This window comes from Pseudomonas baltica, assembly GCF_031880315.1.
In the GTDB taxonomy this organism is placed as follows: Bacteria; Pseudomonadota; Gammaproteobacteria; order Pseudomonadales; family Pseudomonadaceae; genus Aquipseudomonas.
This window is the reverse complement of the sequence record NZ_CP134771.1, coordinates 4405382-4431883: the sequence shown is the minus strand read 5'-3', so window position 1 is coordinate 4431883 and position 26502 is coordinate 4405382. Positions and strand designations below refer to the sequence as shown.

Sequence of the window (26502 nt, the reverse complement as noted above, 5' to 3'; positions counted from 1 at the left end):
GTTACTCCTCGAGCTCTATGGGGTCTTGCAGGTTTAGGGTGATGCGGGTGGGTGACACCGCGGTGCCGATCAGCAGATCGAAGCCGGATGTCGGGGGTGTTTGTGTGAGCGCTCCATCAGCACCCAGCCAGATCCGGCCAGGCAGCCAGCGCCAACTGGCGTCATCAAGCACACCGCTGCGCTGAACGTTGACCGGCGTCGAGATATCAGCTGCGTTAAGCGTGATACCCAGCAGAAAGTCGATGTGGACGGCGTCCGCCTGATCCAGCAGCAATACCTGCCCGTCCACCTCGTAAACGGCCCGCAGCGCGCTCAGGGTTTCGCCGGCGGTGCGCTGCAAGGCAGAACCACCAGCAGGACCAGGTATGCCAATTCCGGGCGGGCCTTGCTCGCCGGCGGTGACAATCACGGCATCGCCACGGCAACTGTTGCTCAGGCCACCCACGGCGCCGATGAAGTACCGCGTAACCGTCGGGCCCACGAAGGTGATGTCGAGGGTGTAGGTGAGGTCGTCGCCTACCAGCAACGCGGTTTGCTCGGCGGTGAGCACGCGCTCGATGGTTCCGGCGGCGGTCACCGACAGGCCATCGTCTTGCGTCAACACCAGCACGGGCTCATCACCGCGCCAGATCGTCATAGCTGCCAACGACTCGGAAAGGTCGACCGGCCTGCGGTAGATCAGCTGCCCACCGGTGGGCCGGAGTCCTGCCGCCGATAGCGTGTTGATCTCCAGCGTCTCGGCGGTCAGGAGCTTGGCGATATGCGGTAGCTGGCGGTCGGGTTCACGGTTGGCGTCGGGCATCCCCTGGACGCCACGCACCCAGACGGGCCAGGCGGATTCTAGACCGTGGCCGGGCACAGTGAAGACCACCGGGGAACCGCTGATACCCGTGATGTCTCGATAAACCCAGACCGGCTGCATGATTCGAATGGTGTCGCGGTACGTCGCTCCCGGAATAACGGGCAGGTCTTGGCGGGCCGGCTGCATGGCTGGCTGCTCCTTGTTCAGGGATGTTTTAGACCCAGTTGACCGGTGTGCTTGAACCGATAACCAACTGCTGAGAAAAGGGGTGATAACTGCCGTAGTTGCGCACGGCCGATGGGTACGCGCCGGGCTGTGCGACCAGGCCGTCGATGGTCAGCCCCCCAATGAACTGGTAGGCCTCAGTATTCTTGCGGTATGAAAGGCCCAGCAGATTGTTGCTGTAAAAATCGAATTTCCATTGGCGGATGGAAATGCCAAGCCCACCCGAGACCAACACTTTGTTGGCCTCATCCGTCCAGAGGCTGCCGTCTCCCAAGAAACCAACGGCGCCATATCCCTGGTTGGGGTAAGTGTTTTCTTCACCGTCGAAGATCTGCAAATTCGTGACGGTATCGTTTTCCACCTGGCTAACTGTCGAGAACGTTATGGACTTTGCCCAGGTCGTCCCAGCCGACTCCCACGACACGTTGAGTGATCCGCCACTACTGCCGCCACCGGCAATATGCCCCGAGCCAGGCTGTACGATATCGATATGCCCCGTGTTGAACTCGCGCTGGATTTGATCCGTATCAGTGACCAAGTTAAGGCTCACCATCGACCGTGAAGCGGAGAGCGAACATTTCAGCGTGCACGGCATAGGCTCCTCGCCCACAAACCCCACAGCCACGATCCACGATTGCAAGCGCGTGAACTCTACCGGCCCGGGGAAGAAGTACAGCCCTGCGTTCGGCTGAGACTTGAGCGTGACCTCGGTGCTGTATTCGTAGGTGACCGTATGGCCAACCTCCGCGCCGTTTTCATCAAGAATAGGCTCGCGATCCTTTTCAATCATGGTGCTGCCAGCTGACTCGATCGAGTAATAGGACTGGTTTGGGTAATCGCCATCCACACGAACTTGATCGGGCCCGTAGAGCAGATCCTGGGTAACCAGCAGCCCTTCCATGCTTCCATCTAGAGAGAGCTTCAGGAATGCATAGGCCCGCGGCATCGAGTCGATACTGGCCTGTCCTTCGTTGTTGTAGGCCATCCAGGCAAGCACCACGTTCTGCCCTGTATCGCTGACAGCATGGAGCCGCATAGTGACGTTGCTCTGACCACCAAGCTCTACAGAAAACTTGGCTCGGTCCTTGGCCGACAACTGGCCGATCGGCGCGCTGAACGACCGGGTAAAGGTCTCCGCCGGACTCCCGAACTCGCCGAAGCGGGTGAACACCAGCGAAAACGTTGACGACGCGGCAGATATCGTCCGGGTGCCGAAGTTCACAGCCCAGCGGTTGCCATCTTTCGCCTGGTAAATCCAACCGATTTGCTGGTTGTACAAAATGCCCGCTGTGGACAATGCCCGCCCTGCCCAGTACTCGCCGCCTATCGGCGTACGTGCTTCCTCCTCGGCGCTGAGCGGCTCGATACCCGTTACGACGATCCGATGGTTGTCGCCCGGGCCAAAGGCCGCCGTAACGGAAGTAGAAAGCCCCGCATACTGCCGCTCCTCACCGTTCGGCAGGACGAGCGATCCGTTCTTTATGCGTCCGTGCCAGGGCCAGACCAGAGTGCGCTGCATAGGTCACCTACAGAACGGTTGTGGACATAATGCTCCAGCGCCGGACACCCGAGCCGGTGTAATACGCCAGGCGATACATGACCGCGCTGTTGGCTGGAATGTTCAACGACGTGTTGTCCTTCAGCGGTTGCCCATTGCCGGAAACGGTGATTGTCACCGCGCTGCTAGAGTCGTTCCTTATCACCAAATCACGCGTTGCGGTGTAGTAGGTACTCAACGACGGAAACGAGATCGAACGCGCCGTGGCGTCTGAGATAGTCCAGTACGTCAGCGGCTGAGAGGCATCGTAGACAAGATCTACGGTCGCGTTGGTAACATCCGTCACCGCCTCATACGAGGCACTGAGCGAGCCGCTTTCCACCAACGTCCAATAGGGGTATCCGTCAGCGCCCACCCAGCAATGAAACTTGAAATATTTGCTCTCGGCGGGCTTCACCGGCAGATTGCTGAAATTGACCAGCCCGCCCCCATCGGGGTGGGCCACGATCAATGAAAGCGCAGAGGCTTGTACGTTCTCGGCAATCAGCTCGACTGTATAAAGCCCGGGCGTCTGTAGGGCTGGAAAGATTAAAACCCGGTCCAGCGCACCGGTGACACGCCAAATCGACACGGTGCCGTCGGTGGGCAAGGTGAACTCGCTCACGTCGGTGCCGGAGATCTGCGCAGTGCCAGGCAACGGCAGTCCCCAATCGGCCACCAGGTTGGTACCCGAAGCAAGCCACTTTTGCCCGGTCGAGGTGTTGATGTAGTGCGCGCCTACGCTTGGGGGCGAGCTGGTGGGGTTGGTAATACCAGTGACGATGTGTTGAACGCTTGCCATGCTATGCCCCTGAAAGTTGATTGCCCTGGTCATCGACCAAGGTGTTGCCATCCGAATCCACCAGGCCGCCGTCCGGCGAAGGCGTTCCGCCCCCACCGTCGCCTTCGAGCGCCGTCACCCGAGCAGACAAGGCCTCGATCGCCGCGTTGATCTGCGTCAGCGTTCCCGCCGTGATCCCGCAATAGACAATCGTTGCCGGCGGCCATGACTGGGCAGTGGTGCCCTCTTGCCCGCGAGCAACAGTCACCGCCCCACCGGCCACCGTCGCCTTCACGACCTCCCAGTCGTTCTGCTGTACCGGGTTGGCAGAGTTCACCAGCGTCAGCAGGTACTCCCCATCGCCGAGGCGTTCCAGCGCTGCCGCCGGGATAGGCAGCGACGCCGTGGCGGCCGTCATAGGGTTCGAAAGCTGAGTGATCCAGTTGTTGATAAAGCGCATTCACAGCTCCTATGGCGTCGAGGCCGTGACCGGCTGCGCAAAGTTCAAGATCACCTCGGCGCCGTCGTTGTCGGTCATCTTCAGTGTTTTCAGGGCGGGGATATTGAACAAGCCGTCGCTGCTCAACAGCCCTTTGGGCCAGTACTCGCGCACCGTGTAATCCGTTTCGGACAGCGGGCTGGCAATGCCGCCGCCCGTGCTCGGTACGTTGGCTGGGTCCCACGTCCCTACACCTTTCTTTGCCGCGAGCGTGCCCTTGGACGGGAGCAGCGACAGGGCCGTGAGCTTGCGGGTGACCCCGCTAAGGCGATCGAGGTCGCTGGCAATTTGGTTGCCCGAGCCGCGGCGCTCGGCCTCAATGGCCGTGCCAATCGCACGGCGTTCGCTTTCCAGGGACATGGTCTAGAGCTCCAGGTAATCGTTCGGCACCGCGACGCGATAAGTCGTGGCGATGGGAACCGTCTTTTCGTCCCGGTCCACGTCGGCGATCTCGGTAGCGGTGATCTGAAACCGTCGCGTGAAGACCGGAAGCGTCGGGTCAGCGTTGTCGTAGTTGCCGGCGAAGCCATCGACAGCGTCGTCATACACCGGCGAACTTTTCTTGCCGCCGAGCTGGGTCGGTAGGTTCGCGCCTGGCGGGTTCGCCGCTTCCGGTTCAGGTTGCGGCTCCACCACGAAGGCCGGCGCTGCCAGTGGATCACTGACGTCGCCACCGCCGCGCATGACCGCGATAGTCAGCGTGGTGAGGGCTGTGCCGGCGGCAAGGTCGAACGTGTCGTACACGTGGCAGCAACGCGCGCGGGCACCTATACCTTGATCCGCGATAGCCAGCGTGTGCACCAGGTCGATATCCATGGCCATGCTGGTGGGCACCTCCCAACTGATCTTCGTGGCGCTGTGCGCTGCGATGATCGTTGTCTTGGCCTGCGCCAGCAGGCACTCAAAGGCCGACGCCCGCTGAACCTCGTCCCGTTCATCGACGTGGCCATTGCTGCCCGGGTCCGCGCCGGTGGCATCAATTCCGAAGGCCGTGCTTTCCCAGTTGTCGGCCAGATCGTTGGTGTACTCGATCGACAGCGATTCGCGGCTGATCACCTCGCCGGCCTGGTCGACGCTGGTCTGCGCCACCACCGTCATGGTGTAGTTCTCGGTCACCGCCTGGGCCCAGCGGCGCGCACCGGTCAGGGTGAAGCCCAGCAGGAGATCTGCGTAGTTGTTGACCCAAGGTTGGCCGTTGCCGCAGGGATCGGGCGTGCTGAGAATCACGCGGTACCAGTCTGGCACGCTCGCGATCGTGAGCCCCGCGCTGCTGGACGCCTCTTTGATCATCGCCACGTCGGGCAACTCGGTGCTGTCCGGACGCCATAAGCAAAAGCCCTGGGTGCCGGTGAAGCCATCCGTATCAGGGTGCCTCCAGCTGTAAAGCTGATTCAGCTGCTTGAGGCGCGAGAACCGATAGCTCGCATCGACGATCACTGTGTTGGTGAGGCTGGTCAAATCCGCGTAGCTCACCTGAACTGAGTCATACACGGTGGTGCCGGCGCCGAAGGTGAAGTCAGCGGCATCTGATGCATACCAGGTGCTCAGCCGCAGATCGCCATCGGCGGATGAGTCGAGGCTGGATTGCACCGCGGTTAAACGCTCTTGCGCATAGTCCCATCGGCTACGGCCTTCAGGATCTTCGAACACTTCCAAAGACCAGTAGGACGGGATGAGCTCGTCCACCGCCGCCACGCTGAGTTTCTCGATGCGCTGCTGCAGCTGGTCGCCACAGTTGCACACCAGCAGGCGTGTCAGCGAGCCCCATTCGGTCGTGACGATGCGGCCGGTGAACCGCCGCTTCGCGGTGGACACACCCGAAGAGGTGGTCACGTAATCTATCGTCACGACCCGCCCAACCCAGTCCATGGGCAGGACCGCGCCCGCAGTGAGCTGCAACGTGAAGCTGGCCACGCCGGCGGCGCCCCGCTCCCGATCGACAGTGACCTGACCCGAGAGCCTGCTGCTCATATCGACCTCGCCGACCATGACACGAAGCTGCCAGCGGAATGCGAGTCCGGGCACGATCGGCTGAGTGACGCCCGAGCCAGAAGCCTGGCTGCCCAGCCCATTGAGCGGGCCGGAGTTGAGGGGACCGCCGTTATGCATCAGACTTCCTCCCAGGTGATGGTCCAGCCGAAACTGCCTTGGCCTGAACTCTGTGTTTTCGGGGGCTTGCTGGCGAACACGCTATAAATCGGCATCCAGTGCACCATGTACTTCGAGGCGCCCACCACCAGATCGGCAGTGGCCACGCCAGAAACAAAGCTGCAACCCGTTTCCATCCACTGCGTCCCGACCAGGGCAAATGCCCAAGGCGCCTGATCATCGCGAGGCGTGCTGGTGAGCGTGAACTCCCGCGCATCGCCGACGATGCTTTCCTGCGAGGTGAGCCGAAGCTCAAGCGGCTGGCTGTAGTCGAGGCCATCAAGCCCGGGGGGCATCCAGCCTTGGCCGCTGATGGTTCCGGCCGACTTGCCCCAGTGGGTCATCTTGACGCCGGCACCGCCGGACAAGCGGATGACAGATTCGCCCAGTAGCGGCGTGTCTGACTGGTCCGGCGCGCCAGCGTGCAGAACAATGGGGATACCGCCCAAGGTCACCAATGGAAGGCTCATCCATTACTCCAGAAATGAAAACCCCGCCGAAGCGGGTCTGCTGAGCGAAGTAATCACTCCGTTATGGATCAAGACTTTCCGTACTTGATCCGCTGATTCCGTATCAACCGCTGGAAATCTTGCTGTGGGGCCTGCAGCTGGTACGTCTCCCCACCCATGTTCAGCGTAAAGCTTCCAAGAGATTCGGAGGCTTGGGGATTTGCCATATCGAGAAGCGCTTGGCTTGGCGCAGAAACGCTAGGCGCGAGACGAGCACCGACCTCACCGCCAGTCGCAAAACCCGGCAGGCTCCGCTGGTTTATCGAGCGCAGCAGGTCGGTACCGTAATGCCGGACTGCTGCAGCTCGAACCACAAACTCACCATTGGATAACCTGGCGAGAATGCTATCGCTTGTGCCGGTACCGGGACCGCGAACCATGTCACCGGAGGCAAACCCCGGCACAGTCGAATCGCTTGAGGTGTTCGAAGCCAGATCCCCGGACGAGGTAGCGACAACGCTTACGGGCACCGTCAACCGCTTCCGAAGGTCCTCAGCCATTACTGAAACAGCGGCCTGCGTCTCGGAAACGGAGCTTTGATCAAGTTCCGTCTGCACCGGAACATCAAGGTCGTCGGTGGAGTCAGCCGGCGCCACCGGATCGACTTCAACCGGGATATCGCCCTGATCGTCGATTTGATCCTCGATGGAGGCTGGCGCGCCAGGAGCCACAACCGGTTGGACCTCAACTCCCAGCTCATCCTGCGAGTAGCTATCTTTGCCAGGCACATAAGAAAGTTTCTTCGGCTGAACCGCCGTCACTGGCGTAGCCGTTTGATCAGTCGAAGTCGTGCTGCTTACCTTTTTGACCAAATCATTGGCCAAGTTGGTTCCTGTCGCTCCCCCGAGCTCGGGAGATGGCTGTTGGCCAAGCGACAGCTGGAGGTCCCTGAGCTGCTTTTTGACCTTGGCCAAGGCCTCCTCTGATAACTGCGGCGTGATCGTGATTACTTTCAGGTCGGCAATTTCCGCCTTTAGAGCCTTGACCTTGTCCGTAGCAGTTTTGAAACTGTCTTCGGCCTTATCCAAATTGATTTTGTCAGCCGCAGTTTCAATACTCTGAAGCTCCTTCATGAAGCCTTCAAACCCATAGGTGTTTTCACCTGATTGGGCCAGGCTTTGAAGCATTTTCAGGGCATCATCGGCTTTCTTTTTCGCGGCAGTGGTATCGCCAGCGCGCAGAGACTGCTGAGCGCTAACCTTTAGGTCCTGCGCTGCGCCGTAGCTTGCTTCTTTATCGCCAGACGAATTGAGATCCGCAATAGCTGCAGCATATTTTTTCTGCGTATCGAGCTGATCTTTCTTGGCCTTTTTCACCGCGGCCAACGCAGTCCTTTCGGCGGCTACCTGCTTATCAAGCTGGGTTTTCAGATCTGTTTGCAGGTTGGTCTGGATCGTCACCAGTTCTTTGCTATTGGCCTCAGCGGCCGCGACGCGTTCTTTCTCATACGATGTTTCCTGCTCAAGCGCCTTGCCATACTCGCGCGCTTTTTTTGCAGCGGCGAGGGCATCAGGATCGACTGGTCCAGAACCACCATTTTTTTCTGCGTCGGCCCTGCTTATTTGTTCAGCAAGCTTCGAATAATAGGTCTGCGCATTTCTCAGGCGCTCGACGTAGGACTTCCTCTCGGCTTCCGTCATCGCCTGAATCACAGCCGGCTGCGAGATGATGGTGTCCTTGTATTGCAGGTTTTTTGCGATGAGGTCAACGATGTTCTGCGCTGTTTTTTTCTGCTCGCTATTGAACTGCTCCATTTCTTGATACATGCCATAGAGCTGGCTGAGCTGTGATATCAAAATTCCGTACAGCCCTCCCCTGAGGATGCCGCCTGCAGAACTCAGCACGCCATTCATCTTGCCTGCTTTTGCGGCCGTTGAATCCATCGCAGCCCCCGCCAGCCCCAGCTGCGCAGCCGCCACCGCCGTACCACCGGAAAGAACCGAGAACGCCAAACGCGCGGCAGAAAGAGCCGCACCCACAGCTTTTGCACCAACACCAAAAGCAACGAAGCTCAAAATCCCCGTTTTCAGGTTATCGTTCAATCCGTTGAACGCATTAATGATGTCTCGCGCCAGCGCTACCAGAGGAAGGCCGGCAGCGATGGCCTGGCCAAACGCTATATTCAGATCACCCAAGGCAGCGTTGAATTTTTCAACTTGTGCCTGGGGCGTCTTGCTCATCTTCTCGTAGGCGCGTTCCGTGGTCCCTCCCGCTGCCTCCATGTTTTTCACTTGGCCCATGAAGCCCGCATAGTCTTTGGTCAAGGCCAGGATCGCAGTTCGACCTTCCGTTTCGGGGATTATCTGCGCCAGAGCATCGAAACCAAGCTTCTTGGATGCAATCTGCTCAAGCGTTGCGGAAAGGCCTTTCCACTCAATCCCAAGCTTGCCCATGGCTTTTCTGGCTTCCACGGCCGGCGAAGCAAGCTGGTTGATGGCGCTACGCAAGGCAGTAATCGCGATCGGCGCCTGAATGCCTTGAACAGTCATCCTGGCAATAGCTGCGCCTACCTCGGAGAAGCTAACGCCTGCGGCGGCCGCCGTCGGCAGAACCTGGCCAAGACCAGCGGCGAGCTGGTCGAAGCTGACAACACCGTCTTTGATTGCGACGAACAACTGATCGTAGCGTAGGCCCAGGTTGTCCATGCTTTCGCCATAGGCGTTGATGATCGACACACCTACGCCTGCGGCGGTTTTCGTGTCGCTCATCCCTGCTACAGCGGCCTTGGTCGACTGCTCGAGCACCTTCATCGCATCAGCTGTTGCTACGCCGCTACCGAGCAAGTCGTAGACCGCTGAGGCGCTTTCCTTGGCGGATTTGCCCATGTCCAGGCTCAGCCCACGGATGCTTTGGGAAAGCCCCGACAGCTGCTTGTCGCTCAAATCGGTAATGGTACCGATAGCAGTGATCTGCTGTTGAAAATCAGCATAGGTCGAGAAACCTTTCGAGGCCGCAAGCGCAAAGCCTCCAAAAGCAACGGCACCGGCAAGGATCTGCCCCCGGACATCGCTCAAGCTGGTGTTCCAGCTCTTGGTGGCGCCAGTGAGCTCGGCCGTCTGCGCGGACGCCGCAGCCAAACTTTGGCGCAGCGTGTTCTGCGCGATCGCGATTTCCGTGCTGGAAAGCTTCCCGGTTGAACGCAACAACTGAAAGTCGGATTGTAAGCGCGCAATCTCAGCGCTGGTGCTCGAGAACTTGGCAATACCCAGATTGACCTGCGCATCCTGGATGCCCTTGTCACGCTGGCCAACAACAAGCTTTTGCGAAAGATCCGACTGCAGCCGACGCTGTTCCCCAGAGAGATTCCGGGTATCGACTCCCGCGGCCTGAAGCTCCTTGCGCATCCGCCCCAACTGAGTCGTCTGGCTTTGCTCCTGGCGCTCCAGGACTTTCAGCTGGTTCACGGAGTCCCGATATTCGTTCTGCAACTGCCGAGTCGGTGAGACCGTGGCGGCCATCTGATCGCCCAACGCCCGAACAGCATCGCGCGCAGTAGTGATGCCTCTGCCAGTTTTCATAAGAGTGCTTTCGAGCTCTCGGAAAGAATTGATCTGGCGAAGGGGCTTTTCTACCGCCCGAACCATTTCGGCATACTCTTTCCGGAAGCCGCCGACATTCTTGGTCGCCGAGTCCAGATCCGCCGTCAGTTTCAGTTCGATGTCGCGCACGAGTACTCACTTAGCGGCGTCGATGGCTGCTCTGTAATAGGACCATGGGTAGTAAAACGCGTTGGAGTGGCCCAGCTTGATCAACGCATTCAGTGACCTGTCGAGGTTTTTCAGGCTCTGGCCTGGAGGGCATTTGTCAGACACCCCAGTAGGCCGAAAAAATGCGGGTTCAGCCCCTTGCAGGTGTCAATCACAACCTCCACCTGGGAAGGCCTCAATTGGTCGATCGCCTCATCCGTGAGGTCAGTCATTCGCAGGATGTCACTGATGGTGCAATCCTTGAAAAGCACTGCTGATACGGTATCCAGCGAGGTCGGCTGACTGGCTTCCTCAAGCCATTTGCGAACCTGCATAACCGTGAGTTCGCGGCAGATAACCCGCAAATCACCTATCAGCAGCTCCTTGGAATTCGTTTCTTGAATCATGCAGCGTCTCTCCAAAAGGCCCAGCCCGCCGGAGCGGGCCGGCACGTGTTAAACGCTGGCGGTTTCCTTCATGATCTTCATGTACTTCGACTTGCCGGCGCCAACCTTGGCCGGGTCGGAAAGCACCTTGGCGACCACTTCGGACCCCATGAAGTCGTCGGTGCTGATCCAGTCAGCGGACGCAGCCGGGCTCAACTGGCAACGGAAGTACTGCAGGTTCATGCGCAGCTTGGTGCCCGCGGCGTTGGCGCCCTCGAACAGGATTTCGTACACCTTGCCGCTGTTGGTAAGCGCCTCGATGACGTCGACGGCGGCGGCGCTGTAGGTGACCTTGATTTCGGCGTCATCAGCGATTGCGCCCGCCTCAAGGATTTCCAGGCCGGCGCCGGTCATCTGGTAATCGTCACCGTCCACGTAAGTGGTGCCACCGGTGGAGGCAGTCACGCTGGTGATGATCAGCGGCATCTTATCGAGCAGGATGGTGCCGCCTTTGGTCGCAACGTGGGTCTCGTCCGTCACTGTCGCAGCAGGAACCTTAGTGACGTCGCCCCAATACATGGCCGCCAGGTTGGAGGTGTACAGCTCCCGCCAGTTCATGGTCAGGCTCATGCTGGTGATACGGCTGAGCGCGTCATACTCGCCACCCTGCGGAGTGGTGGTGTCGGCCAGTGTGATGTCGGATTTCTCGATTGCCTGGACCAGCGTGGACACCAGGCCCACCGGGGTGAAAGCGCCGCCGACGCCATACGGGCGCATCTTGACCAAGCCGCCGACCACGAACGTTTCGATATCGCGTGCCATGTTTTACTTCTCCTGCATGTCGCCAGCGATGACGCCCAAGCTCTTCAGCCAGGCGCGTTGCTCTGCGGTGACTTTGATGGTGGCACCTGGTTGCAGGTCCACCCGTTCGTGGGTGTGCGGCTTGAGCAGCTTGACCTCGAAGCGTGGCGCTGCGCGCTCAACCTCGACGACTGTGGTTTCAGTTTTATCGGCCATTACGTGGCTCCTGGATGATGGTGTGCAGATGCACCGGGATGAGCACGCTCGCAGCGCGCACGCCCTCGGCGGGAGGGAAAGACTCGGGGGCACCCACCGTGATTCCGGAAATGCCTCTGGGAAGCCAATCGGGGAGATTGGCCAGTTGAGGCATCAGGCAGCGCAGCAGGTCGTGCTCCATTTCTTCTGCGGCATCTTCGTAGTTGTCGAGGTCGACGTTGACTGCCCCGACGACGTTGAAACCGGAGAAAACCTTCATTGCGTGAGGGCCAGGCTGGGGCGGCAGCCCCTTGGCCTTCTGGACCACGATCAGCGGAAACGCGACGCCCTTTTCGTGCAGCACCTCGTTGAACCACCCACCTCTGACATTCGCGCCAGCAGCGGTGAAATATCCTGCGGCCGGCATGATGGTGGTGAGCCGGTCAATCAGCGCGCGACGGCCCAACGTGATGATGTTATTCATCAGCCCTCCGACGGCATCAGCGAGAAACGATTGATCAACCCGTCAGCGCCCATGTACTCGTTGAGCACGTAGCGCTTGCGGCCAATGGTGAGCAGGTCGCCCTTGCAGGGGGTAGGCACCTCGCGGATTCGCAAATCGACCGCCAACTCGACAACGGTGAATCCGCCACCATCCGGAGAGCCCACGTTGCGCTGTAGCACCGCGCCCACTGCGCAGGGGTGCGCACCCTCCCTGGCGTCGTACAGCGCCCCGCCTTTCTCGCCGAAAGTCTCGAACAGCTCGTCATCCGCATCCGCGAAGGCCTCATCGAACTCCGAGCCGCCCATTACTTGGTCAGCTTGATGATGGCGCGTGGCAGGGTGCAGAGGCTCAGCGGATTGGACTGGGCCTCCATGTCGACGCCCTTGTTATGGCGCAGTGCTTCCTGGCTGGCGTAGAACGGCACGCCGGTGGTGTTCACCGTTTCCATGTAGTCCGCCGGGGCGTAGTTGGTGATGAATAGGCCATCTACACCGACGGGGACCAGGTACGCGGTATCGGGGTCCATGAACTGAACGCCGCCCAGGTTGCCGTAGAACTCTTCCCAGTTCACGCCCCCGAAGCTGAAGCCGTCGCGGCGGTGGTCATCGCGCAAGAATTGGCCATCGTTCCAGCGATCGAACGCCTTCTGGACGGAGTCGTGGTTGGTGAACGCGTCGAACCAGTTGCGGCCAGCAATGCCCAACCAGCCTGCGATGATGCCGGTACCGCCAATGGCGTCTTCTGCCTTGCGTTTAGCCTCGGTGACTTTAGCCAGCAGCTTAGTCTCGGTGGCGTTCATAGCGAATGCCACGGTTTGCTGCTCGATACCGAAGCGCGCGTACAGGTCGAGCAGCACGCGGGTGCCGTCGGCGTCGTAAACCTTGCCAGTGATCGCGCCCACTCGCTGGTAGCGAATGGTGGCTTCCAGGCGCTTGCGCATCTTCAGCAGGCGCTTTTCGACCATGGCCTGCACGGTCTCCAGTTCGCTATCGCTACCAAAGGCGCGAATGCCTTGGACCTCGTCGGCGCGGATAACGGCGCGGGTCGGCAGGTGAATGGTCTGGAACGGGATCATATCCCGGCCAGGCCCGGTGGTCGGATCGCTCGGCGCGCCGCGCTCGGCCGCGGGCACCAAGGTCAGGCTATCTTGTTCCCGTTCAATGAACACGGCCGTGGTAGTCACGCCCTCTTCTTCGAAGAGGGTATCCAGGCGGGTTGGTACCGCTTGCCCTTCAACCGGCTGGTTGATAGCGGTGGTCATGGCGATGGTACCGAACTCATCGCCAGCGAAAATGCTCAAATCGGCCATTCCGATCTCCAGAAATGAAAAAACCGCCAATAGGCGGTTGAAAAATGGGGTGCTGAAGAATCAGCGCAGGATGATGCCGGCGGCAGCCAGGGCCGAGCGTGCTGGATCGGTGAGCCCGACCAAGAGGCTTTCGATCACTTCACAGTCGCGCACCACGCCAGTTGCGTAGCGGTCAGCGGTGTTGTCGGCGGCACGACCTTCGTAAAGAATCGCTACCTCGACAGTTGCGCCGTCGGCCGGAGCGGTGAATGCCACAAACTTGCCCGCGGCATTCTTGGAAAGGATCTGGCCTGCTGGGAAAGCAGTGGCGCTCTTCAGGAGCAGAATCTGCTCGCGGGAGCGCTCGCCACTGGCCTCGTTCAGGAGGAAGGCGGCGATGCGGGCACCCTGGGTGACGATGTCGTATTTCATGCTTTCGCTCCTTTGCGAGAGGCCCAAATGGATTTGGTGGAGAACTCTGCCTTACCTTTGCCCGCAGAAGCGGAAGCAGGGTCGACCTTCTTGGCATCACGCTTGATGCTGTCCAGCGTGACGCCCCGATCTTTGGCCGCCTGGAACAGGCTCAGGCCTGCGGCTTCCACAGTGAGGCCACCGTCGATGGCGGCCTGCACTTCGGTCTCAAAGCCTGGCGATGCCAGCGCCTGGATGCCGGTGATGCGATCCTTTTCGCTGGCAGCTGCAGTTGCTGCCGACTCCTTGCGGATCGCGTCGACATCGACCTTTTCCGGTACGCTGATTTCGATGGCAGTGAGGTCGCCGCCGGCAGCGATGGCCGCCTGCAACTCAGCGGTGGTGCTGACTTTCGTCATGGTCTGTTTCCTCGTGATGTTCGCTGCCGGCTTGGACAGCTCGGTGATCAGGCCCTCAAGGGAGCCCAGTCGGTGGGCCAGCCCAGCGTTAACCGCCGCCCCCCCCACTCGAAGCCCGCCATGGTCGCCCATGCCAGGTACGTGCTCTGCTTCCACGCCGAGGTTGCGCGCGACCTTCGCCACGAACACATCCTCCAGGGCATCCACTGTCTCCGCGACCTTGGCCCGGCCCTCTTCCGTGGAAATGTCCGGGCGTTTGTTCGGCGCGTTGCGGCTGACGATCTGGTAGCTCTTGCGACCAGCCGCCTTTTCACTATCAACCACCGCCTCGACGACGACTCCGACGCTACCGGCAATGCCGGTTTCATCGATCACGATTTCGTGTGCGGCTGATGCGATCCAGTAAGCGCCACTGGCCCCGCTACCGCCGATGTAGGCAACGATGCGCTTCTGCGCCCGGCCGGTGTGAATCATCTCGGCCAGCTCGTTTATCCCGCTAGCCACGCCACCAGGGCTATCGATATTCAGCACGATCGACTGAACCGCCGGGTTGTCCAACGCTTCGCGGATGTCAGTGGCAAGCACCTGAGTACTGGTAGCGCCGCTGATTTCCGTGAAGAGGTTCGCGTAGCGAAAGATCGGGCCAATCACCGGCACCACGGCCACGCCGTTGCGGATGCTGACTGACTGGCTGTTGTCCAGCTTGCGGCCCAGCCGCGTTTCAAGCGCTACCGGGTCACCCATGCGCTCGGAAATCGCCAGCAGGTTTTCCAGTGCGTCCGGCAGCATCAGCCAAGGCTGAGCCGTGGCCAGCTCAAAGGCTCTTGGCATGGTCATTCCTCGTCTTCAGGTAGTTCGGGCTCAGGGGCTTTCGGCGCCAAGGCGGCTACTGGTGTTGCTGTCGTGCCGTTCTGCTGCCGCTGCTTGATCTCCCGGGCCCGCTGGCGGTTGACCTGTTGCCAGGTCTCGCCTGACATGGCCGCGGTTTCCATGGTTTCGTTGCTGATACCCACATCGATGCGCTCGCGGGCCGCCTTCGCTTCCTTGAGCTCGTCGATGGCACCACGCGCCGGGCCGATCCAGATGGCCTGGGTGTAGGCACGGCGAAGTGCCGGGTCACGGTAGCCGGGCGCCCGGATTCGGCCGGCAGCCACCGCTTCGTCGAACATCAGTTCATAGCTCGGCTGGCAGAAATCGCACACCAGCCACCAGCGGCGCATTGTGTAGAACCGCCAGGCCTGAAGCATCGCGGCACGCGCTGCGCTGTAGCTGCTGCTGTAGTGCAGCATCAACTCTTCAAGCGGCAGCTCCAGTGCCGCACCGATTTCCTTCACGATCGCCGAGAAGAAGGGATCGAACTGCGCGTTCGGCCGGGCTGGGTTGGCCACCATCGGCTCTTCGCCCTGGGCAAGGTCGACGATTGCACCCTCTCCAAGCTCCAGCGGCGCTGGTCCGGCGTCACCGCCGACTATGCCGTCTTCATCGCCGAACACCGGCTGGCCCTGCCCACCGCTGTTGAAGCTGTCGCCCTTCTTGATGAACACGGTGAACATAGCCGAAATAACAGCCGCCATCAGCTCGGCGCTGGCGTAACGCTCGAGCTTCTGCAGCGGCTCAAGGATCGGCGCCAGGTAGGGGGCGCCGCGCTTTAGCCCAGGGCGTTCCTTATCGCACCAGATCTGCAGCACGCGACGTCGGCCCGTCTCGGCGCCAAATACCTCGATGCGCTCCCAGCGTAGCGGGTACTTCAAAAACTTGTCGTCGGGATAGCCGTTGCAGATGTGGTAGGCCACCGGGGCGCCGTAGTCGTCGAATTCAACACCCTCAACGAGCCTTTCATTGTCCGAGCAACCATAGGGATTGCTGACCCGATCAGTCTCGATTAGCTGCAACCTGGTGTTGTAGACCGTGCCCGGGCGTTCTATCCACGGCGTGGCCACAAAGCAGTCCCCCCCCGTCATGGCCGAGACCAGCGCCAGAGCCTGCTGCTGGTAGTGATTCAAGGTCGCTTCTGCATCGCACTCGCGAGGGTCGCCAGCATAAAGTTCCCACTCCCGCTGAATCTGTGCGTTGAGGATATCAGCCTGCTCTTCGGTGATGCCCAAGGCTTCATGGTCGATCTGTGGCCGGCAAATGAGCCCGGTACCCACCACGTTGGTTCGGGTGCGCACGATGGCCGCGCGGGCAATCAAGTGGTTGCGCATGGCATCCCGCGAACGAGCCACCAGAGTTTTGCGCTCTGGCGAACTCAAATCGCGGTTCGGGCTACCCAGGAACGGGATCCAGCTCGACATGCTGCGCAACATGCGCGAAGCGCCGCGCCAGCGTGTTTCACTGCCGCCACCGCCACCCTGAGCGCGGGGCTGGCTCTGCACCAGGTTAGAGACTGTGCGCGTGGCTTCACGCACCATCCGCTCTTCTGGAGTGGTACGTGTCCACCAAGCCATGTCAGATCCTCATGTAGCTGATTCGGTTGCGGCCTCGAGCGCGGTTGGCTTCTGCGGCTACATCCGCCGTATAGGCCACTTCAAGCTTGCGCAGCGCCCCAAGGTCAGCCCTGGTTACTTGGCGCTCGCCATATCGAACGCTCTGGCCGCCCTTCAGGATCTTGCCGATCGCATCCTGTACGGCAGCCAGGCGCGCCTGCGCTGGTGTGTTCATGCTCATCCTCTTACCCGGCTGCGGGTGCCTCGTTGTGGTAAAGCGCGCTTGGCGCCGGCGAGCAGTTCAAGATCAAGGCCGAACCGTTGCTGGCTGATGCGCAGTGCGGCTAGGGCGTATACAAAGCAGTCGAGCGCCTCGTTTCGCCGGCCCTTAGCGGTCCAGCGATACTCCCGCCGACCTTTCACGATCTTCAATTCTTTGGTTTCAGCGGTGAGTTGCTTCAGTTCGTCTTCGCCGCAGACATCGTCGTTGGCCGGCAGGTGGACGCAGCCAGGTACCGGCTTGCCGGAGGTATCGGGCTGAATTTTCAGTCGGCTGTAGATCAATTCCTTGGCGTTCTCGGTACCGACCTCTACCAGGTACACCTTTTTCGCGTTGCGGGATTTTGGCCAAGTGGCAACCGGCTTTCCTGGCACGTTCGCGCCTTTCACCGGGATCACCCAGGTATCGCCCAAAGCCCGGCTTTCGGCGTAAACCTCATCGGTGTAGTGTCCGCCGGAGTCCCAGCACCACCTCTCGACGCCCATCTTCGCGCCGTCTCCACGTACGTACTGGTGGCGAACTCTAAGCCGGACCTTTTTTCGCAGCTCTTCGCTGGCCGGGTCCCCCATGAGCACCCACTTATCCACCAACCAGGCCTCTTCCCCCAGACCGATGGCCCAAACACGACCTTCGTAACGGTCGTCCTGGGTGTCGATGGCGCCCATCAGAGTCAAACCGCGCACGGGCACCTGCGGATACACCTCGCGGCGTCCGTACAGCAGCTCCCAATCCACTTTTTCGCCTTGATCGTCTTCCCACGTCTCGCCCAGAGTGGTGTTGACGAAGGCAATCAGGTTTTCGCGGTTGTCCTTGACCTTGTCGAACTCAAGGACCATGTCCAGCCAAGTTGTGAAGGTGCTGTAAGCAGTCCAGACATGAAAGCTCACGACAACAGGCGACTGGCGTACTTGGTCCAGGGAGTTAAGCCATTCGATGCCATCCCGAGTCCAGATGCCGGTGTTTTCGCATATCCACCGCCCGCACTGAGCGGCTTCGACCATCTCATGGTAAAGAACCACGCATTTGGTGTGTTCGCACACGTACCAGGCCTTTACAATCTCGCCCTGCTCGTCGCGGTCCCACTTAATTCCGAACTCGCAGTCTTTGCCGCCCCACTTCAGATGTTGCTCTTTTCCGCAGTGGGGACATGGGATGTGATACCGCAGAAGATACGATGATTCTGCAGCAGCTTTTTCGATCTGGCATGTGCCTTTGATCTTGGGCGTAGAGCCACGAATTGACTTAGGGAACGTTGCGCCCTCAAGGCGCTTATCCCCCAAGAATGTCGGCGCGCCTTCGCCTTCAATGTTCTGATCAAAGTTCGATAATTCATCGTAGATGACTTCATCGGCGGAAATTCGGCGATAGTTCCGACTGGCCTTGCCCCCGCGGCACCAGAACATCTTGCTGTTCTGAAATCGCTTCGAGCTTAGAGAGCTATCCCGGTGCTTTTTGCCGTACCAGGGGGCAAGCTCGAGTAGGGTCGGCACATCTCGCACCATGGTCTCGACGTCTTGCTTCATGAGGTCTTCGGCGTCGTCATCTGTTGGCGAATAAACCACTACACTCCGACGTTTGTGCTGAATTTTGAAGCCAACATTGGCCATGAGCATCTTTGTGTAACCGACCCGCGCGGACTTCATCATGTTGACGACGCGAATCAGGTCGTTGCCCATAGCATTCAGTGGGGCAATCTGGAAGGGGGCGGTTTCCCACTTCCCCTCCTGATAGGAAGACTCGGACGAAAGATAGAAATGCGTGTCTGCCCAGGCAACACACGTCAGTGGAGGTTCTTTAAACAGCGCCTGCAACCCTTTTTTAAATGCCTTTTTCAGGTCACTCATCCAAGGATGCGAGGTATTCATCAAGTATCTCCGGCAGTTGGTCGCCCAGTTCGGCGGCTATATTTCTCGCAAGCGCGACCTCACGCTGTAACGCCTCGACATGACGCACATCGATATCGGGATGTTTACGCTTGACCTTCAAGGCTACGGTGTCGAGCACCGAGCCGATTTGTGCAGAAACTTTGGCGAGAGCAAAAGTGCTGAACTCGACGGGGACGAGTGTTTTATCGGCAACTTGGTTTTTCTTTTCTTGGGCGATCCGCTGAGCAGCGGTTAAACCGCGCCGCTCTTCCATCAGTTTGTACTCGAGCAGCGGGTCTAAACCCTCAATATTAGGCGGGGTGGGTTCCACCTTCACCTGACCGCTGCCAACGCCCCTTAAATATGCGATATAAGCGCTGCGACAGGCGTCAACGTCCATCCCGCCTCGCCCCTTAGATGCCGGTAATACGCCGTCTGTGATCAGATTTCTGATCTGACGGTCGCTCAGGTCCAAATGGGCCGCTACTTCGACCTGACTCGCCATTTTTCACCCGAACCGGAACCGGAACCGCCCCGCCCTCAAAAAAAGTCACAAATAGTGGAAGACCGGGGTTCGAATTACCCGCAACCCGGGGGGCGGGGGCAAAGGACCCTTTGTGGCACGTCAAGCCCCCGAGCCGTCACGCCGTAACACTTCGTATGGCTCAACAGGATTGAATCCATCGGCCGGCCCATTCAACGGTTCGTTGCAAGCGAGCAGCTCGCCGATGGCGAGAAGTACAGCTCAATGATCCGCTCCGGATTGGCGCTTGATCCGTCCCCCCGACTTGCGGCAACGTGTATGACTTGAATCAACTCCGCCCGCGAGGGAGGGATATGCAAAGGAATAGCCATGGATGATCTCCAACAGATACTCGCTTCGCTGGGTGAACTCGAGTCAATTCTCACGGAGCACGACTGCCCAGAACCGAACCCCAGCGCACTAAGCCGTGTGCGCTTGCTTGCGGCACAAATGGCAGGCTACGACTCCTATGTGTCAGCAGAAGCAGCCCGAATTTCGGCGTTGGCTGGCATCTTCTACAGCGATCGAAACCATGCAACGCACCAGGGCGGCACTTCAGCTTTACTCATAGAAATTGCCTACGACCTGCCGAACCGGATTCGCGGACAGATTGCTCACCTGAGACGAATTCAGAAAGAGCGCGATGAACTCAACGACGACGAGTAGCGAGTGCACGGTCGAAGGCTTTCTCAAACTGAGCTGCAAGCTGGGCATCTGCCTCACGCTCGCCGATGCCGAAGAAGTCGAGAGCCCGTGCATAGCCGGGCTTGCTGACGAATGCCAGCACCATACGGATATCGGTTCGCTTCTTGCCGATCCGTTCGGCAATGCCGATCGCATTACGGCCTTTCCTCAACACGAAGTAGCGTGTCAGGTTGCCCACGCTGCGCCTGCTTGTCGTACTGTTCTGCAGCCGATCGCCTTGGGCACCAAGGCCAGACAAGATCTTCTGCAGTTGGCCGCGCCCGATGTTGCCGTAGCTATCGAGCGCCGCGCCCCTGCCGGGCACCAGGAACTTGCCCTCGGACAGAATGCCGCGAGACCTCAGTAGTGCCTCGCTACGCTTGTTGTTCCGTGGTCCGCCGTACACCTCGGGGGTCAGCCACTTAGTAGCTGGTTGGGCGCCGTCAGCTTCGTCCTTGATCCACACCCTGGCCTCCATCCGCTGCTTGGTGGCAGGGATCAGGCGCAGGCTGTTCATGGTGTAGGGGGTGGGCCTGTCGAAAACCGACCGCATCTCATCTTCGAGCCTGGCCTTGACCAGTTTGGCTGTCTCGGTAAGAGCCAGCACTGTGGCGAACGGTATCTGGCGCAGCTCGATGTCGGTCAACTCAGACAGATTGTCGGCGAGGCCGCGAGCTTGAACTGTGATCATGATCGTCCCTAGGTGTGGAGTGCGGCACGTTTACCTGTGTCTTGAGGCGTCCCCTGAACCATTCCAATCATGTCGGCATGTGGTCTATACGACTATTGGCCCAGAGCTTGCTTCTCACCCTTTATAAAACAAAAACGCTGGAAAACTGACACATCGGACTCCCTGACTTTTTGATTTCTCCGTAGTGACTCACTGCCTCGAGGTGAACATTGACAATCTCATCTATTCACAATTTAACCCAAGAATCTCTGTTGATTCTTCGAGCGCTTAAAGAACTGAAGAAAGTGTCGGGTGAGCTCGACCCAGTGGTTTCGGAAGCTCTCTTAGAACTAGCTGACGCCATTGCAGCGCTTCAGGGGAAGATCGAAAAATTAATTAGTATTCAATCATCAATACGGCCTGAGGTAGCCAAGAAACCGCATCTTCGATTAGTAGGATCAGATCGGCCAGCTCCTTAACTTAAGGAAATTCTGAAAAAGACTTCCTGATTTGGCAGAATCCCCGGACACCAATCGCCGAGCTTTTCGATGATGAAGCAAATGACCTTCGCCGACGCCGAGTACGCCGGTAAGCGCAAGCAGACCCGTAAGGAATTGTTCCTGATCGAGATGGATCGGGTCGTGCCCTGGAAGGGTTTGATCGCTCTGATCGAACCCCATTACCCGAAGGGCGAAGGCGGTCGTCCGGCGTATCCGTTGATGGCGATGCTGCGGGTTCATCTCATGCAGAACTGGTTTGGTTACAGTGATCCGGCGATGGAAGAGGCGCTGTACGAGACGACGATCTTGCGCCAGTTTTCCGGCCTGAGCCTGGAGCGAATCCCGGACGAAACCACCATTCTCAACTTCCGTCGCCTGCTGGAAAAACACGAGTTGGCCACTGGCATTCTCGGCGTGATCAATGGCTATCTGGGCGAGCGTGGCCTGTCACTGCGACAAGGCACCATCGTCGATGCCACGCTGATTCATGCGCCCACTTCGACAAAGAACAAGGACAGTAAACGCGACCCGGAAATGCACCAAACGAAGAAGGGCAACCAGTATTACTTCGGCGCCAAAGCGCACATTGGTGTCGACGATGACTCGGGGCTGGTGCACAGCGTGGTGGTCACTGCGGCCAACGTGGCGGACGTGACCCAAGTCGACAAACTGCTACACGGTTCTGAGAACGTGGTCTGCGCCGATGCAGGCTATACCGGTGTCGAGAAGCGCAAAGAGCATGCTGGACGCCAAGTCATCTGGCAGGTTGCAGCCCGGCGCAGCACCTACAAGAAGCACGGAAAACGCAGCGTGTTGTACAAAGCAATACGCAAGATCGAGAGAGCCAAGGCTCAGGTTCGCTCCAAGGTTGAGCATCCATTTCGGGTGATCAAGCGTCAGTTTGGTTATACGAAAGTGCGCTTCCGAGGCTTGGTGAAAAACACTGCTCAGATGGTGACGTTGTTCGCCCTGTCGAACCTGTGGATGGCACGTCGACAGTTGCTTTCTGGCGCGGGAGAGGTGCGCCCGTAATGAGGGAAATAGCCGCTGCAAGGTGCTTGCTGCGGAAAAAATGCATGAAATAAGCGGCAGACTTGATCGATTTTGAACGGCTGCCGTTTTTTGAAACCGCTATGGCTCAGCAGTTGAGAAATAGCTGCCTACTTCAGACCATCCTTAAGGCTCGTGGCTCCGTTTGATCTGTGCGTCTACCTGGTCAGCGCAGGTATCGAGCAGGTTGATAGCCCGGTCTTTCAACGCCCACAAATCGCCGTTCAGGGCTAGGTCGTCCTCTGTTTCACTGACCCGTTCGCACGGCACCATCTCGGGCGACTCCAGCCTTACCGCCGTCGTCTTTACCACTACCGGCTGGGGCTTTCCCGCGCAGCCCGTCAGGCAAAGGCTGAGCAGCCCAATCACGAACAGGCTTACTGTTGCGCTTGAGTTCTTCAAAGTCTTTCCTCGCTTGTTTGGCCTTATCTTCGCTGGCCTTGAGTCGCTTACTCAGGTCGACCGAGTAGTCGGCATTGCGCTTGGCCTCAGCACGCAAGGTGGTGATCGTGGCTTCGCTTTCTTTATTAGCGACGACAGCGTCCTTGGTGGCCTTTGCCTGGATCGTCAGGTCACCCTGTAGCGCGATAAGGCGGTATTGCTGAATTCCCACCAGCAGGATGCCGACCAGGCTGATGATCGCCGCGATAGCCAGTGCTCGAAGAGCCGTCATATCGAATCCACCTTGCGGCCAAGGAAACGTGTCACCAGCTCGCGAATGGCCGCTACGCCAAGGAAGCCGATCGTGCCGCCGGCAGCGACCGATAAACTGGAAGGCCAAGCCATCCATTCGATGATGCTGGACGCTACCAGGCTCAGCGCGCCGCAGATCAGCGACTCGAAGAGAACACGGCGTTTGCTGGTTTCTTTGGCATCGTAGAGAACACGCAGAAGGGATACGACGGCGGCCATGATTGCGCCCTGCCATAGTGGGTTCGAAAGGGCCAGCCAGACCTGAGCCCAGAAGTCAGGATTTTTCTCAGGCATCGAATTCATCCGAATGTTTTCCCTTCCGGGGAGCTGGAGATAAAAAAGGCTGGAAAGACAAAGCCTAGGCGCCCAGTAAGGAGCAGCGCAGGAACGTGAAGTCTTAATCGGGCCCGCTTGCGGCCCTTGACCAAGGCGTCATTGAATGATCGGCGAGCTCGAGTGTCATACGGTCATAGCTATCAGGAGGTAGACCGTATGGTGAAAAAAAATCTGCTTTCAGTCGAAGTTACAAATGAAGTGCCTTTGCTGGAACGACTAGATCAGTGTGCAAGGCTTCAGAGCGAGGCGCTGTTAGCACTTGATGATTTCCGTAATTCAATCGGAGTGGAGGGCGCCGAAGAAGTCAATCGACTGCAGTACGACGCCAAGATGAAGCTGGAAGATGTCATAGCTTACTCGGCCACCGTCTGGGTTGACTATGTTGATCCGGACGTAGCCGCGGAAGCTTAGTTCACATAAATTCGTTTAAATGCACAATGCCGCGCTATGACAGATGTCTATTCAGATGGTACAAATGGATTAGTTCGCATCGCGATCGTTTTTGCCGTATCACGATGATAGATATGGCCAGACAACGTAACTCTGGAGATAGCCAAACCGCTGATACGTGGATGAATCTCGATGTAACCACCATCTACGAGCAGCTCAATGTGCCCTTCTATAGTCACTTCAGGCCACCTAACCTCATCTTGATTTGCGAGCTCCGCGTTCAGGTCTGCCGCAGTCATTCGAAATGACCAACATTCTGGACTGATACAACGATCCAGTATGGAATAAAGCAACCTATTGTCGATCCTCAACATTCAACTCCTTGATTGACCCAAAACTCCGTCAAATCATAGGCCAAATGTCGAATCTGGAAAAGGCTATTGACGGATGCCCATGACTTGGGGCGACTGGATTGCAATACGAAAAAGCCCGGCACGGAGGCTGGGCTAAACCCAGATCACATTGCAGTACGCAGTCCGTGCGAGATACGTGTAATCCGAGGCGGACACGTCACCGCAAAAAGGACAAAGGTGAAGTGGCTGAAATGGCCAGGGAACGTCGCATGGCCAGCGAGCAATACGTGGGCAGCTACAGGAGCTCGTCCATCACAGCTGCCGAAAGCTGCACTGAGCACATCGAGGCTCTCACCGATACAACCAACGCGACTTGAGTGGGTGGAACAGTGACCTCGATAACTTTATCGGGATAGTTTTCTTCGAGCCGCCACTTGAGCCCCTTCGCCAAGCACTCGATCCGATCTAAGTCCCCGTGTGCCAGGCTTAGGGAGAGCTCTGCGGACACGCAGTCGCCCCCTCGATCCTGCGCATCGACGGTTTCACAGATCTTGACAAACATGTCGTTGACTTCTTGATGAAGGCGCTTGCTCATGATGACTGCCCGCCGTACGAGGTCCATTTCATTTTATAGCAGAAGACGGCGACTTCGGTGGCCGTGCACAGCTGAATGGTATGGAACCCTACCTAAACGAAGATATAGAGATATTTTTAGCGCGACATTTAACCGCGGCCAGTCGGGGGGTTCGGCCGCAATAGGTGGGTTCGAACCAGCGACCTTTGGGTTTTGAGCTCAACGAGCTACCAGGCTGCTCCACCCCGCAAAAAACACAAAGCCCCACTCAATGGCAGGGCCTAACTTCAAGGATTCGGAGAATCATCTTCCTCAGAAGGAGGATCTATCGTGGATTTCCGAGCGTTGAATTCTTCTTCGAGGCGCTTAGCCCATGCATTAGCTGCCTCTTCGCCATCGAACGTTTCGGAGACTTTCTTGGCGCCTACAAAAACTGCCCATCGCCTGCCGCCAGGGGTCAGCTTACTCTTTACCGAATACACGGCCATGTTCGCACCTATCAATTTCTCCATGTCGGAGGATGATAGCGGTTTTTCGCGCACAAAAAAGCCCGACTCAATGGCCGGGCTTTCTATCGATCCCCTTAACGCGCAGGGATCAATTGATGGATGGCAATTTCGCTCATTTACCCATCATTGTCAAGCCGCCAAATGTTTTGGCATCAGACTGACGTACCTGGCTTGATGTCATACGCCTTCTGGACCAATTCAGCACGTCGGCCCAATCCTTCATTACTTTTCCGAGACCAAACTGCGTCTAACTGCTCCCGTTGTTGGGTAATAATCTCTTTGGGTTCTACGTTTCGGTAAGTGCCAATCGCCCCAGTGATCACACCGATCGTGGTCTCGAAAACCGGCTCGGGGTCATACTGCCCATGTGGGAAGGCAAGGTTACTATAATCGAAGAGGCGGCTTGAAACGTCATCCGTCCAGCTTTTCCAGCTTTCGAACATCCGGTCATTGAATCCTGTGAGGAATGGGCCGGGATTGACGGTTGCGACTTCAATTCCGAACTCTTTAAGTTCCTGGCTCATCGCATCAGCGATCGCCTCGATTGCATGCTTAGAGGATGCATAAGCTCCTGCAAACGGATCTGTGGTCAAGCCAGCCACTGAGGACATAAAAACGACTTTGCCACGTTGCTTTTTGACCATTTTTTTGACGACAAGCTGAGTCAGCATCAAAGGGCCAATCACATTGACCTCATACTGGCGGCGAAGGTTTTCGGCAGGAATATCCACCGTCGCTCCGCCCTCAGAGATTCCCGCATTGTTCAGAAGTACGTCCACGTCCCACTCCGCGGCCTTGCGACGGTCGCCGTCGTCAGTGACGTCCAGTTTTTCGATCTGAAGACTCACGCCACGTCGGCGGGCCTCCTGTTCCAAGCCGTGTACCTGCGCAACGATCTCCACTCCCGCAATGACGTCAATGCCCTTGGCAGCGAGCCTCAAAGCCACTTCGTAGCCAAATCCAGTGCCTGCTCCTGTTACGAGAACTGTCATGAGTTTTTCCTAAATAAATGAGATTTTCAAGGTTAGAGCGCGGCAACTGCGGCTTCCGCCACGGCCTGATCCTGCTCCCCCGTTCCTCCACTGACGCCAACCGCGCCAACGTAAGCGTCTCCATCGATTAATGGAATGCCGCCTGCGAAAGTGATGATCCGCCCATCGACCGAATTGGAAATTCCGTAAAATTGCCCGCCCGGCTTTGCGTCAGACGCGAGATCACCAGTCGCCGTTTTGCAAGCAAGACTCGTGAAGGCCTTATTGATCGAATGGGTAATACTTGCTAACTGAGCCCCGTCCATCCGGACGTGAGCTACCAGATTCCCGCCCGCGTCTACCACCGCAATATTGCTTGGCGATCCAATGGACGATGCTTTGGATTCTGCGGCTCCAATTACCCGCTTCGCATCAGCAAGAGAGATTGAGACGATATTCAGCATGGTATGTCCCTCAAAAGCTTCG

General features: G+C 58.3%; 30 protein-coding genes. 3 read left to right on the top strand and 27 right to left on the bottom strand.

Going from position 1 to position 26502, the window contains the following annotated elements; genetic code table 11:
* Position 1: 1 nt before the first annotated feature.
* The 20 genes from REH34_RS19825 to REH34_RS19730 form a co-directional block, all read right to left on the bottom strand.
* Positions 2-988, bottom strand: coding sequence for a hypothetical protein (locus tag REH34_RS19825; protein ID WP_311968925.1), 987 nt, complete (start codon positions 986-988; stop codon positions 2-4).
* A gap of 28 nt (positions 989-1016) precedes the next feature.
* The gene (locus REH34_RS19820; RefSeq protein WP_311968924.1) at positions 1017-2546 is read right to left on the bottom strand and encodes a hypothetical protein; all 1530 of its coding nucleotides are present in this window, start codon (positions 2544-2546) and stop codon (positions 1017-1019) included.
* Positions 2547-2553: 7 nt separating this feature from the next.
* Positions 2554-3366: a hypothetical protein gene (locus REH34_RS19815; protein ID WP_311968923.1), complete on the bottom strand. Its 813-nt coding sequence runs from the start codon at positions 3364-3366 to the stop codon at positions 2554-2556.
* A gap of 1 nt (position 3367) precedes the next feature.
* Positions 3368-3805, bottom strand: a complete 438-nt coding sequence (locus REH34_RS19810; protein ID WP_311968922.1) for a hypothetical protein — start codon at positions 3803-3805, stop codon at positions 3368-3370.
* Positions 3806-3814: 9 nt separating this feature from the next.
* Positions 3815-4204, bottom strand: coding sequence for a hypothetical protein (locus tag REH34_RS19805; RefSeq protein ID WP_311968921.1), 390 nt, complete (start codon positions 4202-4204; stop codon positions 3815-3817).
* Between the two features lie 3 nt (positions 4205-4207).
* Complete coding sequence (locus REH34_RS19800) at positions 4208-5953, bottom strand: hypothetical protein (RefSeq protein WP_311968920.1); 1746 nt, start codon at positions 5951-5953, stop codon at positions 4208-4210.
* On the bottom strand, positions 5953-6462 hold the full coding sequence (locus REH34_RS19795; RefSeq protein WP_311968919.1) for a hypothetical protein: 510 nt from the start codon (positions 6460-6462) through the stop codon (positions 5953-5955). The genes REH34_RS19800 and REH34_RS19795 overlap by 1 nt, the downstream gene beginning before the upstream one ends.
* 68 nt (positions 6463-6530) lie before the next feature.
* On the bottom strand, positions 6531-10169 hold the full coding sequence (locus REH34_RS19790; RefSeq protein ID WP_311968918.1) for a phage tail tape measure protein: 3639 nt from the start codon (positions 10167-10169) through the stop codon (positions 6531-6533).
* 110 nt (positions 10170-10279) lie between these two features.
* The gene (locus tag REH34_RS19785; RefSeq protein WP_311968917.1) at positions 10280-10594 is read right to left on the bottom strand and encodes a hypothetical protein; all 315 of its coding nucleotides are present in this window, start codon (positions 10592-10594) and stop codon (positions 10280-10282) included.
* A 48-nt stretch (positions 10595-10642) separates the two neighbouring features.
* The gene (locus tag REH34_RS19780; RefSeq protein WP_311968916.1) at positions 10643-11395 is read right to left on the bottom strand and encodes a hypothetical protein; all 753 of its coding nucleotides are present in this window, start codon (positions 11393-11395) and stop codon (positions 10643-10645) included.
* Between the two features lie 3 nt (positions 11396-11398).
* Entirely contained in the window at positions 11399-11590 is a 192-nt protein-coding gene (locus REH34_RS19775) for a hypothetical protein (protein ID WP_311968915.1), read from the bottom strand.
* Complete coding sequence (locus tag REH34_RS19770; RefSeq protein ID WP_311968914.1) at positions 11580-12053, bottom strand: hypothetical protein; 474 nt, start codon at positions 12051-12053, stop codon at positions 11580-11582. Before REH34_RS19770 ends, REH34_RS19775 begins: the two co-directional genes overlap by 11 nt.
* Positions 12053-12379, bottom strand: coding sequence for a hypothetical protein (locus REH34_RS19765; protein WP_311968913.1), 327 nt, complete (start codon positions 12377-12379; stop codon positions 12053-12055). The genes REH34_RS19770 and REH34_RS19765 overlap by 1 nt, the downstream gene beginning before the upstream one ends.
* Entirely contained in the window at positions 12379-13383 is a 1005-nt protein-coding gene (locus REH34_RS19760; protein WP_311968912.1) for a major capsid protein, read from the bottom strand. Before REH34_RS19760 ends, REH34_RS19765 begins: the two co-directional genes overlap by 1 nt.
* A 60-nt stretch (positions 13384-13443) precedes the next feature.
* Positions 13444-13794 (bottom strand): head decoration protein, encoded by a 351-nt coding sequence (locus tag REH34_RS19755; RefSeq protein WP_311968911.1) that lies wholly within the window; start codon positions 13792-13794, stop codon positions 13444-13446.
* Complete coding sequence (locus tag REH34_RS19750) at positions 13791-15023, bottom strand: S49 family peptidase (protein WP_409373338.1); 1233 nt, start codon at positions 15021-15023, stop codon at positions 13791-13793. The genes REH34_RS19755 and REH34_RS19750 overlap by 4 nt, the downstream gene beginning before the upstream one ends.
* Positions 15024-15025: 2 nt before the next feature.
* Positions 15026-16639 carry a phage portal protein gene (locus REH34_RS19745; protein WP_311968909.1) on the bottom strand — a complete coding sequence of 538 codons (1614 nt, stop codon included), beginning with the start codon at positions 16637-16639 and terminating at the stop codon, positions 15026-15028.
* Between the two features lies 1 nt (position 16640).
* Complete coding sequence (locus tag REH34_RS19740; RefSeq protein WP_311968908.1) at positions 16641-16853, bottom strand: hypothetical protein; 213 nt, start codon at positions 16851-16853, stop codon at positions 16641-16643.
* A gap of 2 nt (positions 16854-16855) precedes the next feature.
* Positions 16856-18763, bottom strand: a complete 1908-nt coding sequence (locus REH34_RS19735) for a terminase gpA endonuclease subunit (RefSeq protein ID WP_311968907.1) — start codon at positions 18761-18763, stop codon at positions 16856-16858.
* A complete protein-coding gene (locus REH34_RS19730; RefSeq protein ID WP_311968906.1) occupies positions 18735-19163 on the bottom strand; it encodes a terminase small subunit in 429 nt (142 codons plus the stop codon). Before REH34_RS19730 ends, REH34_RS19735 begins: the two co-directional genes overlap by 29 nt.
* Before the next feature lie 453 nt (positions 19164-19616).
* Between REH34_RS19730 and REH34_RS19725 the strand changes: the two genes are divergently transcribed.
* The gene (locus tag REH34_RS19725) at positions 19617-19952 is read left to right on the top strand and encodes a hypothetical protein (RefSeq protein ID WP_311968905.1); all 336 of its coding nucleotides are present in this window, start codon (positions 19617-19619) and stop codon (positions 19950-19952) included.
* Here the strand turns inward: REH34_RS19725 and REH34_RS19720 are convergent.
* Positions 19936-20661: a hypothetical protein gene (locus REH34_RS19720; RefSeq protein ID WP_311968904.1), complete on the bottom strand. Its 726-nt coding sequence runs from the start codon at positions 20659-20661 to the stop codon at positions 19936-19938. The genes REH34_RS19725 and REH34_RS19720 overlap by 17 nt on opposite strands.
* Positions 20662-21191: 530 nt before the next feature.
* Here REH34_RS19720 and REH34_RS19715 point away from each other — a divergent pair.
* Positions 21192-22172 (top strand): IS5 family transposase, encoded by a 981-nt coding sequence (locus REH34_RS19715; protein ID WP_311972103.1) that lies wholly within the window; start codon positions 21192-21194, stop codon positions 22170-22172.
* 144 nt (positions 22173-22316) lie between these two features.
* Here the strand turns inward: REH34_RS19715 and REH34_RS19710 are convergent, their stop codons facing one another.
* The 3 genes from REH34_RS19710 to REH34_RS19700 are packed head-to-tail and all read right to left on the bottom strand — an operon-like array spanning position 22317 to position 23186.
* Positions 22317-22502, bottom strand: coding sequence for a hypothetical protein (locus REH34_RS19710; protein ID WP_311968903.1), 186 nt, complete (start codon positions 22500-22502; stop codon positions 22317-22319).
* Positions 22438-22863, bottom strand: a complete 426-nt coding sequence (locus REH34_RS19705; RefSeq protein ID WP_311968902.1) for a hypothetical protein — start codon at positions 22861-22863, stop codon at positions 22438-22440. The genes REH34_RS19710 and REH34_RS19705 overlap by 65 nt, the downstream gene beginning before the upstream one ends.
* Positions 22860-23186 (bottom strand): phage holin, lambda family, encoded by a 327-nt coding sequence (locus tag REH34_RS19700; RefSeq protein ID WP_311968901.1) that lies wholly within the window; start codon positions 23184-23186, stop codon positions 22860-22862. Before REH34_RS19700 ends, REH34_RS19705 begins: the two co-directional genes overlap by 4 nt.
* A gap of 189 nt (positions 23187-23375) precedes the next feature.
* Here REH34_RS19700 and REH34_RS19695 point away from each other — a divergent pair, with 189 nt between their 5' ends.
* On the top strand, positions 23376-23630 hold the full coding sequence (locus tag REH34_RS19695; RefSeq protein WP_311968900.1) for a hypothetical protein: 255 nt from the start codon (positions 23376-23378) through the stop codon (positions 23628-23630).
* 627 nt (positions 23631-24257) lie between these two features.
* Here REH34_RS19695 and REH34_RS19690 read toward each other — a convergent pair.
* The 3 genes from REH34_RS19690 to REH34_RS19680 all read right to left on the bottom strand — a co-directional run bounded on the left by REH34_RS19690 (position 24258) and on the right by REH34_RS19680 (position 26480).
* Complete coding sequence (locus tag REH34_RS19690) at positions 24258-24557, bottom strand: hypothetical protein (protein WP_311968899.1); 300 nt, start codon at positions 24555-24557, stop codon at positions 24258-24260.
* 640 nt (positions 24558-25197) lie between these two features.
* The gene (locus tag REH34_RS19685; RefSeq protein ID WP_311968898.1) at positions 25198-26037 is read right to left on the bottom strand and encodes an SDR family oxidoreductase; all 840 of its coding nucleotides are present in this window, start codon (positions 26035-26037) and stop codon (positions 25198-25200) included.
* Positions 26038-26069: 32 nt separating this feature from the next.
* A complete protein-coding gene (locus tag REH34_RS19680; RefSeq protein ID WP_311968897.1) occupies positions 26070-26480 on the bottom strand; it encodes a heme-binding protein in 411 nt (136 codons plus the stop codon).
* Positions 26481-26502 lie beyond the last annotated feature (22 nt).

Coding starts and splice junctions, on each gene's coding strand:
- REH34_RS19825 (WP_311968925.1), bottom strand. CDS start 988: ATGCAGCCGGCCCGCCAAGACCTGCCCGTTATTCCGGGAGCGACGTAC.
- REH34_RS19820 (WP_311968924.1), bottom strand. CDS start 2,546: ATGCAGCGCACTCTGGTCTGGCCCTGGCACGGACGCATAAAGAACGGA.
- REH34_RS19815 (WP_311968923.1), bottom strand. CDS start 3,366: ATGGCAAGCGTTCAACACATCGTCACTGGTATTACCAACCCCACCAGC.
- REH34_RS19810 (WP_311968922.1), bottom strand. CDS start 3,805: ATGCGCTTTATCAACAACTGGATCACTCAGCTTTCGAACCCTATGACG.
- REH34_RS19805 (WP_311968921.1), bottom strand. CDS start 4,204: ATGTCCCTGGAAAGCGAACGCCGTGCGATTGGCACGGCCATTGAGGCC.
- REH34_RS19800 (WP_311968920.1), bottom strand. CDS start 5,953: ATGCATAACGGCGGTCCCCTCAACTCCGGCCCGCTCAATGGGCTGGGC.
- REH34_RS19795 (WP_311968919.1), bottom strand. CDS start 6,462: ATGAGCCTTCCATTGGTGACCTTGGGCGGTATCCCCATTGTTCTGCAC.
- REH34_RS19785 (WP_311968917.1), bottom strand. CDS start 10,594: ATGATTCAAGAAACGAATTCCAAGGAGCTGCTGATAGGTGATTTGCGG.
- REH34_RS19780 (WP_311968916.1), bottom strand. CDS start 11,395: ATGGCACGCGATATCGAAACGTTCGTGGTCGGCGGCTTGGTCAAGATG.
- REH34_RS19775 (WP_311968915.1), bottom strand. CDS start 11,590: ATGGCCGATAAAACTGAAACCACAGTCGTCGAGGTTGAGCGCGCAGCG.
- REH34_RS19770 (WP_311968914.1), bottom strand. CDS start 12,053: ATGAATAACATCATCACGTTGGGCCGTCGCGCGCTGATTGACCGGCTC.
- REH34_RS19765 (WP_311968913.1), bottom strand. CDS start 12,379: ATGGGCGGCTCGGAGTTCGATGAGGCCTTCGCGGATGCGGATGACGAG.
- REH34_RS19760 (WP_311968912.1), bottom strand. CDS start 13,383: ATGGCCGATTTGAGCATTTTCGCTGGCGATGAGTTCGGTACCATCGCC.
- REH34_RS19755 (WP_311968911.1), bottom strand. CDS start 13,794: ATGAAATACGACATCGTCACCCAGGGTGCCCGCATCGCCGCCTTCCTC.
- REH34_RS19750 (WP_409373338.1), bottom strand. CDS start 15,023: ATGCCAAGAGCCTTTGAGCTGGCCACGGCTCAGCCTTGGCTGATGCTG.
- REH34_RS19745 (WP_311968909.1), bottom strand. CDS start 16,639: ATGGCTTGGTGGACACGTACCACTCCAGAAGAGCGGATGGTGCGTGAA.
- REH34_RS19740 (WP_311968908.1), bottom strand. CDS start 16,853: ATGAACACACCAGCGCAGGCGCGCCTGGCTGCCGTACAGGATGCGATC.
- REH34_RS19735 (WP_311968907.1), bottom strand. CDS start 18,763: ATGAATACCTCGCATCCTTGGATGAGTGACCTGAAAAAGGCATTTAAA.
- REH34_RS19730 (WP_311968906.1), bottom strand. CDS start 19,163: ATGGACGTTGACGCCTGTCGCAGCGCTTATATCGCATATTTAAGGGGC.
- REH34_RS19725 (WP_311968905.1), top strand. CDS start 19,617: ATGGATGATCTCCAACAGATACTCGCTTCGCTGGGTGAACTCGAGTCA.
- REH34_RS19720 (WP_311968904.1), bottom strand. CDS start 20,661: ATGATCACAGTTCAAGCTCGCGGCCTCGCCGACAATCTGTCTGAGTTG.
- REH34_RS19715 (WP_311972103.1), top strand. CDS start 21,192: ATGAAGCAAATGACCTTCGCCGACGCCGAGTACGCCGGTAAGCGCAAG.
- REH34_RS19705 (WP_311968902.1), bottom strand. CDS start 22,863: ATGACGGCTCTTCGAGCACTGGCTATCGCGGCGATCATCAGCCTGGTC.
- REH34_RS19700 (WP_311968901.1), bottom strand. CDS start 23,186: ATGAATTCGATGCCTGAGAAAAATCCTGACTTCTGGGCTCAGGTCTGG.
- REH34_RS19695 (WP_311968900.1), top strand. CDS start 23,376: ATGGTGAAAAAAAATCTGCTTTCAGTCGAAGTTACAAATGAAGTGCCT.
- REH34_RS19690 (WP_311968899.1), bottom strand. CDS start 24,557: ATGAGCAAGCGCCTTCATCAAGAAGTCAACGACATGTTTGTCAAGATC.
- REH34_RS19685 (WP_311968898.1), bottom strand. CDS start 26,037: ATGACAGTTCTCGTAACAGGAGCAGGCACTGGATTTGGCTACGAAGTG.
- REH34_RS19680 (WP_311968897.1), bottom strand. CDS start 26,480: ATGCTGAATATCGTCTCAATCTCTCTTGCTGATGCGAAGCGGGTAATT.